At 71.2% G+C, this 17,543-nt stretch carries 14 protein-coding genes; all 14 read left to right on the top strand.

Going from position 1 to position 17,543, the window contains the following annotated elements:
* The first annotated feature begins 190 nt into the window (after positions 1 to 190).
* The 14 genes from ACIP82_RS29920 to ACIP82_RS29855 all read left to right on the top strand — a co-directional run bounded on the left by ACIP82_RS29920 (position 191) and on the right by ACIP82_RS29855 (position 17,477).
* Positions 191 to 7,450, top strand: coding sequence for a hypothetical protein (locus tag ACIP82_RS29920; RefSeq protein ID WP_400657918.1), 7,260 nt, complete (start codon positions 191 to 193; stop codon positions 7,448 to 7,450).
* Between the two features lie 20 nt (positions 7,451 to 7,470).
* Positions 7,471 to 7,755, top strand: a complete 285-nt coding sequence (locus tag ACIP82_RS29915; protein ID WP_400657916.1) for a hypothetical protein — start codon at positions 7,471 to 7,473, stop codon at positions 7,753 to 7,755.
* 46 nt (positions 7,756 to 7,801) lie between these two features.
* Positions 7,802 to 8,251 carry a hypothetical protein gene (locus ACIP82_RS29910; protein WP_400657914.1) on the top strand — a complete coding sequence of 150 codons (450 nt, stop codon included), beginning with the start codon at positions 7,802 to 7,804 and terminating at the stop codon, positions 8,249 to 8,251.
* A gap of 12 nt (positions 8,252 to 8,263) precedes the next feature.
* Entirely contained in the window at positions 8,264 to 8,449 is a 186-nt protein-coding gene (locus ACIP82_RS29905; protein ID WP_400657912.1) for an Rmf/CrpP family protein, read from the top strand.
* Between the two features lie 55 nt (positions 8,450 to 8,504).
* A complete protein-coding gene (locus tag ACIP82_RS29900; protein WP_400657911.1) occupies positions 8,505 to 10,454 on the top strand; it encodes a 2'-5' RNA ligase family protein in 1,950 nt (649 codons plus the stop codon).
* Positions 10,455 to 10,605: 151 nt separating this feature from the next.
* The gene (locus tag ACIP82_RS29895) at positions 10,606 to 11,889 is read left to right on the top strand and encodes a phage major capsid protein (protein ID WP_400657909.1); all 1,284 of its coding nucleotides are present in this window, start codon (positions 10,606 to 10,608) and stop codon (positions 11,887 to 11,889) included.
* 886 nt (positions 11,890 to 12,775) lie between these two features.
* Positions 12,776 to 13,933 carry a hypothetical protein gene (locus tag ACIP82_RS29890; protein WP_400657907.1) on the top strand — a complete coding sequence of 386 codons (1,158 nt, stop codon included), beginning with the start codon at positions 12,776 to 12,778 and terminating at the stop codon, positions 13,931 to 13,933.
* A gap of 75 nt (positions 13,934 to 14,008) precedes the next feature.
* A complete protein-coding gene (locus ACIP82_RS29885) occupies positions 14,009 to 14,470 on the top strand; it encodes an IPT/TIG domain-containing protein (protein WP_400657905.1) in 462 nt (153 codons plus the stop codon).
* Between the two features lie 96 nt (positions 14,471 to 14,566).
* The gene (locus ACIP82_RS29880) at positions 14,567 to 15,031 is read left to right on the top strand and encodes a hypothetical protein (protein ID WP_400657903.1); all 465 of its coding nucleotides are present in this window, start codon (positions 14,567 to 14,569) and stop codon (positions 15,029 to 15,031) included.
* An 8-nt stretch (positions 15,032 to 15,039) separates the two neighbouring features.
* Positions 15,040 to 15,888, top strand: a complete 849-nt coding sequence (locus ACIP82_RS29875) for a hypothetical protein (RefSeq protein WP_400657900.1) — start codon at positions 15,040 to 15,042, stop codon at positions 15,886 to 15,888.
* Positions 15,888 to 16,223, top strand: a complete 336-nt coding sequence (locus tag ACIP82_RS29870) for a hypothetical protein (RefSeq protein WP_400657898.1) — start codon at positions 15,888 to 15,890, stop codon at positions 16,221 to 16,223. Before ACIP82_RS29875 ends, ACIP82_RS29870 begins: the two co-directional genes overlap by 1 nt.
* The gene (locus ACIP82_RS29865) at positions 16,223 to 16,753 is read left to right on the top strand and encodes a hypothetical protein (protein WP_400657895.1); all 531 of its coding nucleotides are present in this window, start codon (positions 16,223 to 16,225) and stop codon (positions 16,751 to 16,753) included. The genes ACIP82_RS29870 and ACIP82_RS29865 overlap by 1 nt, the downstream gene beginning before the upstream one ends.
* A gap of 41 nt (positions 16,754 to 16,794) precedes the next feature.
* Positions 16,795 to 17,031: a hypothetical protein gene (locus ACIP82_RS29860; protein WP_400657892.1), complete on the top strand. Its 237-nt coding sequence runs from the start codon at positions 16,795 to 16,797 to the stop codon at positions 17,029 to 17,031.
* Positions 17,031 to 17,477: a hypothetical protein gene (locus tag ACIP82_RS29855; RefSeq protein WP_400657890.1), complete on the top strand. Its 447-nt coding sequence runs from the start codon at positions 17,031 to 17,033 to the stop codon at positions 17,475 to 17,477. Before ACIP82_RS29860 ends, ACIP82_RS29855 begins: the two co-directional genes overlap by 1 nt.
* Positions 17,478 to 17,543 lie beyond the last annotated feature (66 nt).

Raw genomic sequence — 17,543 nt, 5'->3', positions numbered from 1 at the left:
CATCGCCCCGGATCAGGTCGCGGCAGACCTCGAGTCCATCACCCCGAACGACGAGCCGGCCACGGCCAACGACGTCGAGCCGGATCCCGACCCGCAGGTTGTTCCCGACGGGAACAACGCGGCCGACGATGGCGGCGCACCGGCGTCTCAGCAGAAGCCCCCCGCGCCGTTCAAGAAGCCGAAGCGCAAGATGGGCGACAAACTGCCCGAGTACGGCAAGACCGCCCGCGAAGTGCTGTCCGGCGGCTGGGTGGAGCCTGGTGCCGGCGTCTGGCAGGAGCGCGTTGACGGCTCCCGCGATCATGGCCGGGTCACCCGGGTCTACATGGACAGCTCCGACGGCAAGCCGATCGAGTACGCGGCCATCGACTGGACGTTGCCGGACGGTACCACCCGGTCCGACCGCACTCGGTCATGGCTTCTGCACCGCCTGGACGATCCGGGTGCTGAGCGGTGGGCGCAGTGGCACGGGATGTCGCACGACAGCGACTACTCCTTCGACCTGAGCAGGTTCAAGGGCTCGTCCGAGCAGGGGCTGGCGCGTGACGAGGAGGCCGCGCGGGCGCGTCTGGAACGCCTTGGCCAGGAGCACCCCGCCCGGCCGCATGCTCAGGCCCAGCTGGACGCGATCACCGCCGAGCGCAGGAAGCGCGAGGCCTCCACCCCGAAGCCGCCGGCCCAGCTGAGCAACGAGGAGATCGCCCAGGAGCTGGCCGACCTCGAGCCGCGATTGGGTGAAGAGGAGGACGACACCCGGGCCGCACGCGCGACCGCACTCCTCGCCGAGCAGGACAACCGCCGCAAGGCTGCGGCCGGCGCCGCGCCGAGCGGGCCCGGCGGAACGTGGGCCGACATGCAGCGCGAGGAGGCCGACGGGGAGGACCGCGGGCTCTTCGGCGCGGACGCGCTGCTGGCCGCACAACCGCAGGACCAGGTGGCCGATGAGTTCGGCACTCCGGACCTGTTCGCGGACGCCGAGGGTCGTGAGTCCCGGCTGCGCGCCGACCGGCTGAAGCCGGGCGACCGGTACATCACCGACGACGGCAGTGTGGCCGAGGTCGACACGGCGGAGACGGTCGGCCGCGGATCGGTGAAGGTCCGTACGCGGGACGGCCGGACCCTGTATCACCGCACGGATCACCGCTTCCGCCGGGCTCAGGATGACGATGATCAGGCCGAGGCCGGCCGCTCGAGGGACGACTCCGAGCTCCCTGCGGAGCGAACGGACCGTTCTGATGAGGCTGACGGGCGTCAGGACGATGAGCAGCGGGACGACGAGCGTGACCAGCCCGACGGGGAGCAGCGCGACGATGAGGCCGACGGACGTGGGCGTGACGACGAGCGCGAGAAGGAGGAAGAGGAGGAGAAGCGCCGTCGCCGACGTCGGCGACGGGATCGGGATGGCGTCAACCTGGAGGGCCCGGATGGCCCGGGGCTCCCGCTCGCGGGAATCCCTCTGCCCGACGGCATGGAGTTGCCAGTGGCTCTCCCGTCCGACCCGGACAGCGGCCTCGTGGACGTGCCCCGCTCGCCTATCCCCTCTGGCGGAGGCGATCGGGTCGAGGCACTGCGCAAGCGCTACCGCAGCCGTAAGCCCCTTCCGGGCCTGCTGGACGACCCGCGCCACCGCAAGTTCCTGCGTGAGCTGGCGAAGAACCCGACGCTGACGACGTCCACCGGCGGCAATCTCGTGCTGTGGTCGGAGGACGGAGGCGAGCACTGGCGGATCGCTCAGGCCGACATGGGCGTGGCCATGGCCGATCCCCTGATCTCCGAGGTCGCGGGGACGGTGGAGGATGCCCGCCGAATCGCCGACCAGTACGAAGCGGCGATCAAGGACGCTAACGGTCGCCCCTTCCCCTGGAGCGATCCCGATCCGTTGGCCACCATCAGGACCTGGGAGGACTCGGAAGGTCGTGGCCTTGCCGAGGCGATGCGCGCGATCCGCGACGCTGACCGTCCGGGCAGCGAGCCGGCTGCCCTGGGTGATCTCTCTGCCCTGCCGGACGGCGAACTTGAGGCGGCGCTCCAGCGCGCCTTGGCGGACGACCCCGCGACGGTGGATCAGATCATGCGGGAGATGGACCGCCGGGACGACATCGAGGCTAAGCTGCGCGCGGCTGGTCTGACGGACACCCCGCCGGCAACTGACGCCGACCGGGCTGCCGAGCAGCGGGTCATGGATGCGGCGTTCGGGCTGCCCCGGCCTGAGTCGGACGACGCGGCCGGTACCGGGCTGGACAACGTCGCCGACCGGGACGCGGTACGTCCCGCGCTTCGTCGCGCGGTGACTCTGGCCGAGCAGGACACAGAGAGCTACGAGCAGTGGGTCGAAGCTGTCCTTGCCGATCTCCACGGTCGGGCCTACGGCGACGCGGCAGGCTCCGGAGATCCTGACCTGGCGCTGCGCGGCGGCACCGGTGTGACCCGCGAAGGAGAAGCGCTCGGCATCACCGCCGAGATGATCGTCCGCAACAACGCCTACGGCCGCACTGTCGGCGACCTGGGCCGTTTCGCGAATGACGACCTTCAGCCGTTGATGGCCCGCCACGGCTTCCCGCTCTCCCTGACCACCTGGATCAAGCAGCGGCAGGCCGACCGGGCACGAGACCGAGACCTCAACCGGCCGGAGGAGCCCACGCCGGCCGCCACCGACCGCGTCAACGCCTCGAACGAGGCGGCTGACGTCTCGTCGCCCGCCAGTGCCGATGAGGTTGTTCCCGCCGGGAACACGCCTTCGGGGCGCCGCTTCCAGACCGTGGACGACGTGCGCGAGCACTTCACCGCGGCGGCCGATCAGCTCTTCGCCGAATCGGGCTACCCCGAAGGGGAGCGCCCAGGCGAAGGCCACACCGAGGAGCAGTGGAACGCCTGGCATCGGGCCGCGCTCCTTCGAAGTATCAGCACTGACCCCGAGCTGGCCTTGTCCGACGGCGGAGGCCTGGCCTACGTCGGGCACCGGGAGGCGAACGGCCGCACGCAGTGGCGGGTCTACTTCACGGGCTCTGGTGAAACCTCGTTGAACCCGTACACCCGGGCCACATCCAAGGAGAAGGCCCGCGCCGTGGCGAACGCCTTCGAGGCGATCCGCGATGAGCACGGCCAGCCCGTCCCGTGGGATGACCCGAGCTTCACCGGCGAGGAATCGACGTGGCGGGACGCCGACGGCCGGACTCTGTCCCAGGCCATGCTGCACGCTCACGCCTCACTGCCAGGTGTCGCCAGCCAGTCGCTGCGCGAGCAGGACCGTATGGCCACCAACACCGTCACTGCCGCTCGGCACTGGCAGGACGAGGTGAGCACCGAGGGCTTCACCCACTCTCTCCGCCACCCGGACCCGGACCTGCGTCCTGGCGACGTGGTTCGGTTCGAGGTCCAGTTCTGGCGCAATGAGCCGAACCAGGGCTCCGGCCACCACCAGTACCAGTACGAGACGGACGCCGAGTGGCAGCCTCGTTCCCTGGAGCCGGGTGGCCCCTACGACGACAACTACCCGCGGGTCGACATGACCCAGTTCGTAGAGATCACCGGGAGGGTGGGCGAGGACGGCCAGCTGAGCGAGGCCGTGTTCCGCCGACTGGGAGACGGCGTCACCGGCCCAGTGCGCAACCCGCGCTTCCCGGACAACCTCAGCGACCGCGACAGCGTGTACGCGGCTCGCCGGCCCCGGCGGGATGAGCCGGGTTACGACCCGGATTACCAGCTGCCGACGTTCATCTCGGACCTGGCGCAGGAGGACGTTCAGACGCCGCCCGCGCCGATCGGTGGCCGGCCCGCCGAGTGGGCGCGCGCCGTGGACCTGCTGCCTGGCGATGTCGCCCACGTCGAGGGCACCGACCGCCGGGGCCGCGCAGTCACCCGGTCCGGCTTCGTCCTCGCCGCGCCGGAGTTCGTCACCGTGACCCGCGATGGCCGGCGCGTGAAGGCGCTGCGCCTCGCCATCGGGGAGTCCCCGAGCGGCACCGAGGGGAAGCGGCACCTGGTCGTCGTCACCCGGGACGCCCAGGTCGCCCGAGCTGCCCACGCTGACGACGCCGTGCCCGAAGGTGCTCCGCTCACCGGCGCCCAGGTGGAGGCCCTGACGGGACGACTCGACGGGCAGTACCCGACGGACAACGACGGCAGCGCGCTGTTCCCCGGCGGGATCGTCGCGGACGGGTCCGGCAACGAAGGGCTGATCACCGGCGTGACCTCCCTGACGGCCTCCGTCCGGTGGTCCGGCGACCGGGAGGAGGAAGTCGTCTCCCCGTCGACCGTGCGTGTCACCGACGCCGGGGCGGCCCGACCGTCCGGGTGGACGCTCGACGGGCGCCGAGTGGAGCCGGGGCAGGTTGCCGTCGATCGTGAGAGTGGACGGCCGCTCGGCGTGGTGGACGGGGTCGACGGCGATTCGGTCTCGCTGATGACTCCCGAGGGTCCGACGGAGCGCGACGCTCCCTCGCTGCGAGTCGCCGAGCGCCAGGGCGGTACCCGCGGTGGCGCCGCTGCGGTCGAGCTCCAGGGTGTCACCGCCGAAGACCTCAAGGACGGCGATGTCGTCCTGCTGGACGACGGCGGCCGGCCGACCCTGATCCGTGTCACGTCAGCCGAGCGGGACGGGGACCGTGTCGCGGTGGAGTACGAGGAGGTGGACGGAGGCGCCCCGGGCATGGTCGAGATGGACCGGGCGATGGTTCTCGAGCGCCCCTCCACCGCTGTCGGTGACGCGTCGGAGTTCAGCGCCCGGGATGCCCGGACCTCGATTGACGAGACTCGGGTCGAGGCCCCGCCGGTGGCGCTGGAGCCGATCAGTGGCGATCAGGTCGATCCGCAGCTCTCCCCCGCCGAGCGAGACCGCATCGGGGACCTCGCTCTCGGCGCCGCCGACGAGCCGGAGGCAGAACAGGGCGCGGCCCGGCTGACGGCAGGCATGCCGGTCTCCGAGGACCAGGCCGCTGCGGTGGCCGATGTCCTGGATGCGCATGCCGGCACCGACGCGGACGGCCGGGTGGCCGGTCGCGCGGCACGCCACCTTCGGGAAGCCACAGGCCAGGAAAGCACCAGCACGGCGCCCGAGCGTCCCGTTCCCGGCACCGCCTCGGAGCTGGCGCCCGGCGACGTCGTGGCCCTTCCCGACGGCGACGACGCGGAGGTGGTGACGGTCACCGACGTTCGTCCCGGCCCGGTCGGCACCCAGGTGGTGACGACGGAGGACGCTGCGGGCGAGCAGACGTCCCACGTGCTGCCGTCCGGCGCAGGGGTGTGGCAACTGCCCGATCCCGCCAACATGCGCCGGGTCATCCTGCCGTCCCTCCCGGCCGAAGCGGTCACGCCGGATTCTGTTCCCGCCGGGAACAGGTCCGGCTCGGCGCCGAGCGCAGGCAGCGTGCCGGCGCACGACACGGACCAGGCCCAGGCCGGCACCGCCCTGGTGGCGGCCCACGCCTGGGGGATCGTCAACGCCGTCATCGAGACCGCGGTCGAAGGCGCAGAGCCGGGCACCATCCACGCCCTGCGCCAGGCGGTCGCCGAGCGGCTCACCCCGGAGGCCACGCGCAACGCGGAACGCCGAGCCGCCTACGCCGCGGCTCAGGCCCTCGATGCGGCGGGCCTGCCGGACGCCGAACGTCACCAGGTCGAGCAGGCCGGGAAGGCGGCCGCTAAGAAGGCGCGCGAGGCGGCGGTCCGTGCGGCGCTGCGCACGCTGAACGACCTGGAGGCCCTGGATGGGGAGACGGAGGAGGACACGGCGAAGCGGGCGGCGGCTCTGCTGCGCCGGATTCCCGACGTGCTGGACGTCGACAAGATCGCTCGGACCGCGATCAGCCGGCCGTACGCTTCCCCGCGAGCGAGCACCCCGTCGACCGGCGCGGGTGCGGGCGCGGGCCGCGGGACGGCTCCGGCCGGGCGTCGCCCGTCGATCGTGCTCCCGCGCATCGGCCGGGTGCGGCGCCGGGCCGATCGCGCTGTGGCCTCGCACGTGGACACGAGCATCGCCGAGGCTCTGCGGCACGCGGAGGAGGCGGTCGCCGCCGGCTCGCTGACTGCGGACCGGGCGGACGAGATCGTGAGCGAGGCGCTGGCCGCGCTGGCCAGCAATCGTGAGGCAGTTGCCCAGGAGATCATCGACGCCATCACCAGCGAGACCGGGGTCGATCCGACCGCTGGCCGGCCGGGGTTGTTCGCCCGGATCATGGCCGCGCTGGTCCGGATCGCCAAGCGGGTGGCGGAGATCCTCAAGGCGATGCTGCGCAAGCTCAAGGAGGTCTGGGCCGAGCGGGACGAGCGCCTGCGGCGGTTCCGCGAACGGCTGGTCCGGCGTATCCGCCTGTGGCCGGAGTCGCAGCAGCTCCGCGAGGAGGCTGCTGCGGCCGTCGAGGGACCAGGCGAAGGCGCGAATGCAGTGGCGCGTTTCGAGCACTGGGCGACGCTGATCCCGGAGCCCGGCCGGTTCGGGCAGGAGCAGCGGCAGGTGCGCGCGTGGCGGCGAGCCCGGGTCCGCGACCTGGAGGCTGGGCGACTGCCGGAGATGGCCGAGGGCACGCAGTGGGTCCGCGACAGGTCGGTCGACGGCGGGCCGGGCCCCGCCGCGATGCGTCACCTGGCGGCGGTCCGTGGGGCCGGCGAGGCGCTGGACTCCGACGTCTCCGCGCGAATCGCCCAAGCCGCTCCGGAGCTCGGTGTGGACCCGCGGGCCACCGTCACGGCGGCCCGCGCGTACGAGCAGTCCGCTGGTCGACGTGCCGACCGCGTGATTGCAGCTGCTCGCGCTGGCGATGCGGATGCAGCCGTGGAGGAGGCCGGCGCCCGAATGGAGGCGCAGCAGGCCCGGTTGGAGGCACGGCGGGTGGAGGCCTCCTACGCTGCGGCACTGGCCGACGCGGCGGCGCAGGCCCTGTCGCAGATCCGGCCGATGGGCTCCCAGCCAGGGGCGGCGCTCGAAATCCACGGTCGGGGTGCAGGAGCTGACGCGCTGCGCCTGGCCGAGCGGTTCTTCCCGGCGGACTGGCTGGCGGCCGCCGGCCCGGTCGCCGGCGCCGTAGGCAACCGCGAGTCCTACGACCCGGGCACCGGGCGCGTGGTGGTCACCGCGGACCCGGACGCCGATCCGATCGGGGTGGCGCTGCACGGTCTCGCACATCACCTTCAGCGGGCGGTGCCGGAGGTCGCGGCTGCCGAGGAGGCGTACCACTTCGTGCGTACGTCGACGGGGCGGATCGGCGCGCGGCAGCGGACCCCTCAGACCCGTCTGGCCCGGCGCTTCCCAGCGGCTGGCCACAGTCCGGCGGCCACCGCGCGGCCGGGCGGTTGGGAGCACCTGTTCACCGGCGCCGAGCCGGCGGACGGCCGGTCTTGGGAGATCCTGCCGACCGGCCTGGAGGGCTTGTTCTCCGGGAGCTGGTACCTGGATGACGACCTTCGGCAGTTCCTGCTCGGCATGCTGGGCACCCTCGGGCGGCGACGCCCGTGACAACGAGAGAAGAGCAGCGGATGAGCACGGTGCGGGTTCAGGGGGCCTTCCCTGACGGTCAGCTGTACGAGGTGCAGGTGACGGGCGACCCGGCACGGCCCGTCGTCGGCTCGAAGCTGGTGGCGGTGATGGTCGAGCGGGCAGGCGGGGAGTTGGTGCGCCCGCACCCCACCGCCCGTGCCGTGCCGGTGGACGGTGCGGACGTGCGGTCGGTGGTGGCTCTGCTCCAGGACCGGACGGAGATCCTGGAGCTGGAGGGTGACCTTCCTGCCCCGGAGCGGCACGTCGCCGGCCGGGTCTACTGACGGAGACAGGGCGACGCTAACGACCTCGGGGGGCAAGCTCCGCTCCGTGAAGTACCGAATCGCCATCAAGGCGTCCCCCGTCGATCCGTCCGCCGCGTCTGAGCCGCAGCCTCCGGAGCCAGATCCGGAGGCTGCGCCAGCCGCGCCGGAGGATGATGCGCGCCCGTGGGCGGGCGACCCCTACGACGAAGGGGATGAGACCCAGCCGGACGACCCGGCCGTGACCGCGGTGTTCGGCGGCCAGGCCGACGAGCAGGCGTGGCTGGAGCGGGCCGACGACGGCACCCTTACCGGGTGGGTCCGGGACGGCACGGGCCAGGTGTGGCGATACTCGGATCCCGATGCCTGGGCCATCGACGTTGACGATGCGAAGATGACGCCGTCCGGCGCCGATGGCCCGGCTGAACCGGAGGAGGAGAAGGAGCCCACCCCGCCGGACCAGGAAGAGGGGACGACCGGGGACCTGGGTCCGCTCACGCTCGACGGCTTCAAGTAGAAGGGGACGACGTTGGAGGAGAACCAGGGACTGTCTCGTCAGGCCGCGCTCGGCGCTGCGGAGGAGGGCGCGGCGGCGGCTCTGGCCGGCCAGAAGGTCGAGAACTGCCCGCACTCGGAGGACGGTGACCTCACGACTCGCTGGCTGCGGCGGTGGTGGGTGAGCGGCTTCGAGGAGGCGGCCACCACGCGACACTAGGGGTCGTCAGGCAGCACGGTCGGCGCGACATGTCCCGGCCACCGAAGGACCGCCCGTGCCGCCTCCCCGCTCTCGTGCTGGTGCCCCACCCCAGGGGATCAGCACAGCGATCTGCGCCGTCACCGGTGTGGAAGACGAAGTCCAAGACCTGATCCTGCCGGGCGCCTTTCAGGAGACGCTGCGCAAGCGCCCGGTGAAGCCCGTGTTCAGCCACGAGTGGAAAGACCCCATCGGGGCTTGCCGCCAGGTCGAGGAGTGGATGCCCGGCGACCCGCGGCTTCCCAAGACGACGCCGATGGGCGACCCGTGGCCGGCGCAGGCCGGCGCCCTGGTGGCGAGGGTCGCCTTCAACATGCGGACCGCGCGCGGCCGCGACGTCTTCCATCAGGTCAAGCAGTGGCACGAGGAGGGCGGCGGCGCGCAGTGGAGCATCGGCTACGTGGTCCCGAAGGGCGGCGCTACCAAGCGGTCCGGGGTGCGGATCATTCACAAACTCGACCTGTACGAGGTCAGCCCGGTCCTGCACGGCGCGCACCCGTTGACCATGTCGTTGGAGGTGAAGGGCAACCCGGCTTCCGCAGCCCTCGCGCTGGAGTACAAGGCGACGCCGGATCGGCCGTTCGCTGAGCCGATGGCCGGCACCGGGGTGATGGTCGCGCTCTATCCGCCCGGCGACCTGGCCGAGAATCTCGCCGATCCGCAGGGCACTCCGGCCTCCGATCTGCACCTCACGCTCGCCTATCTCGGGCCGGCCGAGGCCTTGAGCGGCACACCGGCCGCCCTGGCCGAGCTCGTCCGCAGCACCGCCGACTCCGCCGGGCCGCTGGAGGGAGAAGTCGGCGGGATCGGCCGGTTCCCGGACGGCGGTGACGGCGAGCCGGTATGGGTGCCCGTCGATGTTCCCGGGCTCACGGCCCTTCGCGAACGGATTGCCGACGCGCTGTCAGCATCCGAGTTTGGCGCTGACCTCCGTACGGACCACGGTTTCACCCCGCACATCACCCTTGGGTACGGGCTCGAGGGCCGGGGCCCGGTGCCGGCGGCCGCGGTGTCCTTCGACACCGTGTGGGTGGTGGTCGGCGACGACCGGACCCCGGTCCCTCTCACCGCCGCACCAACCCCGGTCACTGCGGCGGCGGAACCGCTTCCACCGACTGCTGCGCCGGTGCCGGAGTTCAAGAGCGCCCACCAGGCCGTCGACCGTGCACGCGGTCGGCTGGTCGAGTTCAAGAGCGCCCACCAGGCCGTGACCGAGGCCAAAGCCCTGCTGCGCCCGGCCCTGCCGATCGAGGAGAAGACGATGTTGGACTCGCTGCCCGGTTCCTACGAGGAGCAGCGCCGAGGCGTTGCTGATGCCGTTCGCGTCCTGTTCCAGCCGGATGCCGGTGACGGGCCGGTGCCGGACGTGGGGTACGTGTGCGTGGAGTCGACGTTCCCCGATCGCGTGATCGTGACGGTGTCCGGTGCTGGGGATTCCCGGCCTGAGTCGTACTCCGTGCCCTACAGCTGGCAGGGCGAGGACGTGGTGCTCGGCCCGCCGCAGCAGGTTGAAGTCGCCGTCATCGCCGTTCCGGCCGCCGGGAGCGAGGAGACAGAGGCCCCCGAGGACGACGCCCGGGTCGTGCGCCACGTCGAGCCGGCCGTCGAGCACCTGGTCGACGCGACCTCCGCCTTGGCCGTGTCCGGGGCGGAGCCGTCCGAGCTCGAGCTCCTGCGGCCGGCGGTGACGCAGCTGCTCAACACCTTGGCCAAGAAGGGGATGCACATCGCCGGGGCCCCGGGCGTCGGCGCCGCGCCGCCCAGCGCGGTTGATGAGGGTGACCCGTACGACGAGCTGGAGGACGAGGAAGAGGAGTGGGAGGACGAGGGTGACCCGCCGGCGTTGCCCCAGCAGCCCAAGGCGGTCGACCAGGAGCAGGAGGAGGACGACAGCGGTGATGGGGGGTCGGTCACGCTCGACCGCGACGAGGTGGAGGAGCAGCTCAAGGCCCTGACCGCCGCCTGATCCCGTGCTCTCTGCCTCTTCGGGGTGGGGAGCACGCGACGTTAACACCTCCGATGCCTTCCACTGACCCCCGACGTTCGGGTCGTCCCGGTGCTGGCCGGGCGAGCGACGCACGCCCAACTCATCCACCAGCACCTTGGAAGGCGCACCCGTGACCACTGAGACCATCCCCCTCAAGACCCTCACCGCCGAGCTGGCCGCTCGGCAGACCGAAGCCCGCAGGATCTCGGACACCTTCCAGGTGGACGAGAAGGGCCGGTTCACCATCTCGACCGAGCAGAACAACTCATACCGGAAGGTCATCCAGGAGGCGCAGGAGCTCAAGGCGCTGATCGACGCGCGGAAGGCCGCGGACGACATCGACTCCTTCCTCCAGGCCCCGGAGTCCCCGTCGGCGGCCGGCCAGTTCTACGGCTCTCCGCAGGGCACCGAGGTGAAGAGCCTCGGTGACCTCTTCGTGGAGAGCGATGGCTACGAGCGGGCCCGCGACCGCAGGTTCGAGGGCGACGCCGCGATCCGAGCCAGCATGGAGGGCAAGTCGATCTGGGCACTGTCCGCCGGGCAGGTCACCCACAACACCTTCGGCGGTGCGCAGAACCTGGGCATCACCGACATGGCCCGGCGCAAGTCGAGGATCCGCGACCTGTTCCCGAAGGCGACGACCAAGGCCGCGGTGCTGTACGGCGTCCGGGAGGTCGGCTGGACGAACAACGCGGCGCAGGTGCGTCAGCGCACCGCCGCTGACGGCTCGTCGCCGGCGGCCGGCCTGCCGAGCGACCAGTGGGGTCGGGCGCCGGAGTCCCGCCTCGACTTCGTCCCGGTGATGTACCCGGTCGCCGAAATCGCCCACGTCCTGCACGCCCACAAGAACATCCTGAGCGACGAGCCCCGCCTCAAGACCTTCATCAACACGCGGATGGTCGAGGGCGTGAAGTACAGGGAAGACTTCGACCTCCTGCACAGCACCGGCGACGGCGAGAAGCTCACCGGCCTGTTCAACGTCCCCGGTGTCCAGGAGTACGCCGCGGTGGCTTCCGACAAGCGGTCCGTGCAGGTCCGCCGGGCCATCACCAAGGGTGTGCTGGCCGAGTACGAGATGTCCGGCCTGGTCATCAGCCCGAACCTCTGGGAGGAGCTCGAGCTCGAGACGGACGACACCGGCGCGTTCCGGATCGCCGTCCAGGTCGCGGTCGGCGCGGAGAAGAAGGTCTGGCGTCTCGGGGTCGTGGACACGACCGCCATGGCCGACGAGCAGTTCCTCGTCGGTGCCTTCGGCAACGGCGCGCAGCTGTACGACCGTGAGGCGGTCAGCGTCACCGTGTCCTCGGAGAACGGTCTCAACTTCGAGAACGGCCTGATCTCGATCCGCGCCGACGAGCGCGTCGCTCTGGAGGTCGCCCGGCCGGAGAGCTTCGTGGTCGGCACCTGGGCGTAACCCCGTGTCAGGAGGGGCCGGGTGGAGACGAGCACAGCGCCTCCACCCGGCCCCAGCGCGTCCGGTACGACTGTCCTACTTCGACACGGTCAGCTTCGAGTTGGACCCGGTGTGTATGTGATCCGGCCTGGTAAGGCTAGGATCAGCCGAAGCGTCGCGGGCGCCCGGCCGAGCAACCGGTATGCCCGCAGATTCGACACCGGCCCTTAGCCACCTTGCCCGGAGACGTGGGAGTCATCTGGCATGGGTGCGATCGGCTGGCGGAGACCACGTTCCTACCGAAGGAGGGTCTCGCTGTGCCGCAGCGTACCCATTTCCCCCCGCGTCCGGTTGGCCGGACTCACGTTGCCCCCCGCGATGCGCGGGCGTGGGCAGGGATCGGCGGGTCCTTCGATGAGTTGAGTCGGGCGACAGCCCGCACCCTTGGCTTCCCCCGGCCTGGCGCGATGAGCGCGGCTGGGGGTTCTTCACGTTGGGGCCGGACAGCTGTGGCTGTTCTGGCTGGTGTTGAGGGGTTGGCCATGAGGTAAGCGCGTCCGCGCGGTGGCCGTGTCGCCGGGTTGCTCCTCCGGCGCTTCGTGCCTTCCGGGCCGTCTTTCGGGCTCCACCCCGTCTGACGAGCCGAACGTACTACCGAGTACAAGTCGGTAGCTTCACTGCCTCCCAGCAGCAGCCCCAAGGGGGCTTCGTCATGCCCGGAATCAGCCGGGCAGGCAGGACCATGATGCAGCATGCCCGCGCAACTTGCCACCCCCGCAGGGTGGCGCGTCGGCCCCGGATCCGATATGTCACCCCTGAGATTGAGCTCCCCCCTGCCCGAGAGATCACTTTTGACCTGATTTGTTCTCAGGCTGACCAGGACGTCAACACCACTGCCTCGCGTGTCATGACCGACGCTGGCGAGTTCGTGCGGTATGTCCGCTGGGCGGTCGGTGCCGGCCTGCATCCGAAGGCCGGCACCACGACGATCCGGGTCGCCGAAGACCTGGCGGCGCGTGTCGGCTGGCGTGGGCAGGTGCTCTACAGCCGCGACACCATGGCCGAGCGGGTGGGGTTGAAGCCGCGTCGACTCGCTGACCACATTCGAGTTCTGCGGGAACTCGGCGCGCTGGCCTGGCTGGTCCGCGGCTCGTTGAAGAACAGCCAGCGGGATGGGGAGGGCGGCTACGCGGCTACCGGCACGGTGTACGCGATGTGCGTGCCGGCGGTGTGGGACGAGGCGATGGGGCGTCGCCTGGAGGGCGTCGGGTACTACGGAACACGGGTCATCGGCGTCACCCCGGAGGGGCGCCAGCGGGCTGTGGATAACGCCCGCGTCGTCGCAACGCGGAAGCCGATTTCCAAGATCAATTGCACCCCTTCCCTCCGGGCATCAACCACCCACTCTGCTTCACCTTCCGTGAGAGAGATCAATCAAGACACGGCAGAGCCGCAGTCGAACGAATCTCGCCCTGTGGAAAACTCCCCACGTCGTCGCGCTGTCCGGCGGAGCACCGGGCGCCCGATTGCTCAGCTGCGGGAGGACATCCGGATTGCTGGCCAGGTCCGGCTTCGAGCGTCCTGGACACAGCGGATCCCGCTCAGGACCCTGGCGTTCACGCTACGGCCGCTGATCGACCTCGGTTGGGACGAGGCTGAAATCGGATCCGAGCTGTGGGCGTGGGAGACCGTGTGGGGCACGGATGATCAGGGCTTCCGGTGGCGTCCGACGAACCCGGTCGGCTACCTCCGTACTGGGCTCAGCCGGCTGCTCACCGAGAACCTCGCTGAGCCCCAGGCCGAGCAGCAGCGCTACGTTGCGCCGGTGCCGAACGCTGAGGCGGCGGCCGTTTTCGCCCGGGTACGGGCGAAGTGGGGACCAGGAGAGCGGCCTGCCTTCAAGATCACGACGTCGAGTCCTACCGTCCGGGACTGGCAGATCCGGCAGTTGATCGAGGAGGGTCTCCGGATCCCGGAGATGGAGATGAGCTTCGCCGAGTGGGAGGCGCTGGCGCCAGAGACCCCCCTGACCGGCTGCCCCTACGAGGACTCACTGTCGCTGTGAGCGGGCGACGGTAGCAGCTGCGCACCTGCACGATCCGCAGGCCAGATCAGCAACTCGATCAAGGAGGACTCGTCTGTGGGTCTCTACACCGCCGCCGGCGCCCGGATCACCAAGGCCGCTTTCCCCGCCACCCCGGTGGCGGACCGCACCATGACCGTCACCGCCGACGTCTACAGCACTCGCCGCAGCAGCGAAGGCGATCGGAAGCCGGAAGGCTCGATCCGCACCATCGCGTTTCGGGCGGGCGCGACCATCAAGGAGTCGCAGATCGCCAAGCTCTTCCCGGCGGCCACCGTCTCCTCGGTCCTGCCGTCCACGGGGGCGGCCGCGGGTGGCACCGTCGTCACGATCACCGGCACCAACCTCGACGGAGTCAGCGCCGTCACCTTCGGCGGCACCGCGGGCACCGCGCTCACGGTCGTCTCCGACACCGTCATCAAGGTCACCACCCCCGCGAAGGCGGCTGGCGCCGTCGACATCGTGCTGACCGACGACGCCGGCCCGGTGACCAAGGTCGGCGCCTTCACCTACTCCTAACCGGCAACGGCAGGGTGGCGGGCCAGAACGCGACACAACGGCCGGCGCCCGTCACTCTGCCCTCACCAACTGCCGAAGACCTGGTGAAGGACACCCGTGACCACTTCCTCCCGCTCTCGCAAGGCCGTCGCCGACGCTGTTCCTGCCGGGAACAGCCCGGCCGACGAGGTGGCTCCCGCCCCCGAGATGGCCCCCGCTTCCACCCCCCTCCCGACAGCGGCCCCCCTGGAGCCGCCCACCGGCGAGCCCACCGAACCCCCGGCCGCACCGGACCGCGTACCCGTTGCCGACGCCATCCCCGCCACGCTCGCCGGCCTGATCATCGACTCGGCCACGGGCCGGCCTCCCACCGACCTCGACGCCATCTTCGAGAAGGTCACCGCTCACGGCACCACGCAGATCAGCCTGCTGCGCCTGGTGGAGCACACCGCAGACCACCACGGCCGGACCATGACCAAGCTGCTCGCCGCCCGTGGAGCTCACCTCAGCGGTGATTCCGCGGCCAGCATCATGCAGCGGCTCAATGACCAGGCCGACGTCCGCAATGCGATCACCACCTAGGGGGCAGGTTGTCCACGCTCGACTGGCAGGCCCGACGAGCCGGCGCGACGTACGACCTGGGCGGCGCTGGTGGCAGCGTCACCACGCTGACACTGCGGGCCGAACCCGAGCCGAGTTCCGCAACCGTCGTCACCCTCCCGGCCGCGCTACCTCTGCGGCCCGGCACCTACCGGTTCGACATCCCGGACACCCTGCCTCCGGGCCGGTACTGGGGAGCAGTCCACTACATCCCGTCAGCCGGGGCCCCGCCGGCCATCGACCACGCGATCCGCATCGACCTCCCGACCGGCGCCGGTCTGGTCGCTGCTCCCGAGGAGGTGGCCGACAAGCTCCGCATCCCGCTACCCCTCACCGAGACGCAACGGGACGATCTCCGTACCGCGATCGAGGACGCCCAGTCGGACGTCGAGGCGTACTTGGCACGTCCGCTGATCCCGCAGCTGGTCACCCTTGCCGGCGCACGCCCTGCACCGGGGGTCGACCTGACTACCTGGAAGGCGTGGGCCCACTGCGGGCCGGACGACGACTTCACCATCGAGGGCCTAACGGTCCGATCGGACGGCACCTACGACGTACAGCTTCGCGTCGGCCTGGACGGCGCAGCCGAGCGCCCGATCAGGCGGTACATCGTGGCGCACGCCGCCGAAGCGTGCCGCAACACCCCGGGCGCGGACGGGGACCGTCGGGTGTCGTCCTTGTCTGCGGAAGGCCAGTCGATCAGCTACGACGGCGCCCCGGGGCCCGGCCAGGCTGGCTCACTGCCGACCCTGCTGTCGCTCGACGGATACCGGCAGCCGCCGGTGTACGTCCGTCCGCGGCCGCCGATCGCCCCGTGGCCGGCCGGGGGACGGTACTGATGGCGGTGATCCTGGCGAATCGCCAGTTCACCGCGCACGTCAGCCCGCACCCCTGGCCGCGCGACGCCCACGGCACCCCCATCGCCCCGGCGCCCGGATCTGTTCCCGCCGGGAACAGCCGGCCGCTGCCCGGATCGGCGATCAAGCAGCAGGACGGCACATGGTCGCTGCGCGTCGACCCGACGCTGTGGCCACTTCGTGTCGGGGATCGGATCGTCGCGACCACCAACGAGTCGTGGACCGTCGACACCGCCCGGCTGTGCGCCGTGGCGGGCCACACCGCCGCGGACTACATCGCGGTCACCGCCACGCTCGATCCGCCCGAGGTGCCGTGATGGCCAAGTTCATCCCCGTCCCCGGCCTGGAGGCGTTGGTGGCGTCCCTGGTCGCCCCGGAAGTCCGCCGTGTCGGGGAGAAGGTCGTCGCGGAGGCCCGCCGCCTGGCCCCGCCTACCAAGCGATGGGTGACCGTCGCGGACAACCGGGTCCGGCACACCCACGTCCAGGCGGAAGGGCAGACCGTCCCCAACAACCTGCGCTTCGCCGTGCCGTCCATGGACTGGGACCGGCGGCACCGCGGAGTTGGTGCCTTCACCTACATGAAGGCGCCCCGGGACCAGAGCAGCCGAGCGGTCGCCAACCTCAAGAACTGCCGCTGCCAGGTCGCCACGGATCCGAAGGGGGTGGCCCGGGGCATCAACGCCCGGCTGCCGGTCATCGCGGGCAACACGGTGAAGGTGACCGTGGTCTGCGAGGGCGACCTCGTTGTCCAGGCCGAACTCGGCGACGTCTACCCGGGTGGCCTCGTCGCGGCGGGCCTGCACTTCATGGCCCGCGCGGCCCGGACTGTCGCTGCCCAGTACTGAGGGCGCGACACAAGCCGGACGGCCCTGCAAGGTGCACCGTCATGGCAACCAACACCACCTCCAAGACCCCCACCACCACCGAGCCGGCCGCCCCCGCGGCTGGCCCCCCGTTCGTGGGCCCGCCGCTCCAGCACGGCCAGGAGGCCGAGCCGATCCGCCTTGCCCACCACCTGGCGATCGACCGTGCCGACTACCTGCCCGGCACCGACCTCCTCGTCTCCCCTGACTACGCCCGCCAGCTGCGCACCAACGGCTACGTGGCCCGAACCCGCCGCTGATGACCGACCCGAAGCACCTCTTGGCAGTGGCCGCCGCCGACCCGGTGGCGGCCTCGCTCGCCCACCTCAAGCAGCACCCCGACGTGACGGCGGCATTCGGCGGGCCCAACCACGTCTCCGGCCTGGTCGAAGCGCCCTGGCCCCGCCTGCGCGTCACGGCCGGCCCTGGGGGGAACCTCCGCGCGCTCCGCTGGGACACCGCCACCGAAGTTCTGCTGGAGGTGATCGGCGACCCCACCGGCTGGCCAGGCTCGGCCGAACTGCGCCGCCTCACCCTGATCGCCGCCGGCGCCCTGGCGCAGATGCCGGATCAGGACGGCCCACCCGACAGCCCGGTTGTCAGCCGCGTCACCCCCACCGGCCCGCTGGCGCTCACCGAACTCACCGTCGGCAGCTACCGGTACAGCGCCACCTTCGAGGTCGTACTGCACCCCCGGGTCGACTGAGGGCGCGACACAAGCACCACCAAGCCGTCACTGTCCCCGCTCGGCAGAACCCCACCGAGCAGAGGA

The organism is Kitasatospora sp. NPDC088548 (assembly GCF_044753005.1).
GTDB lineage: Bacteria > Actinomycetota > Actinomycetes > Streptomycetales > Streptomycetaceae > Kitasatospora.
This window is presented reverse-complemented; position numbering and strand designations above follow the sequence as displayed.

Coding starts and splice junctions, on each gene's coding strand:
- ACIP82_RS29890 (WP_400657907.1), top strand. CDS start 12,776: ATGACCGACGCTGGCGAGTTCGTGCGGTATGTCCGCTGGGCGGTCGGT.
- ACIP82_RS29855 (WP_400657890.1), top strand. CDS start 17,031: ATGACCGACCCGAAGCACCTCTTGGCAGTGGCCGCCGCCGACCCGGTG.
- ACIP82_RS29860 (WP_400657892.1), top strand. CDS start 16,795: ATGGCAACCAACACCACCTCCAAGACCCCCACCACCACCGAGCCGGCC.
- ACIP82_RS29920 (WP_400657918.1), top strand. CDS start 191: ATGGGCGACAAACTGCCCGAGTACGGCAAGACCGCCCGCGAAGTGCTG.
- ACIP82_RS29870 (WP_400657898.1), top strand. CDS start 15,888: ATGGCGGTGATCCTGGCGAATCGCCAGTTCACCGCGCACGTCAGCCCG.
- ACIP82_RS29915 (WP_400657916.1), top strand. CDS start 7,471: ATGAGCACGGTGCGGGTTCAGGGGGCCTTCCCTGACGGTCAGCTGTAC.
- ACIP82_RS29865 (WP_400657895.1), top strand. CDS start 16,223: ATGGCCAAGTTCATCCCCGTCCCCGGCCTGGAGGCGTTGGTGGCGTCC.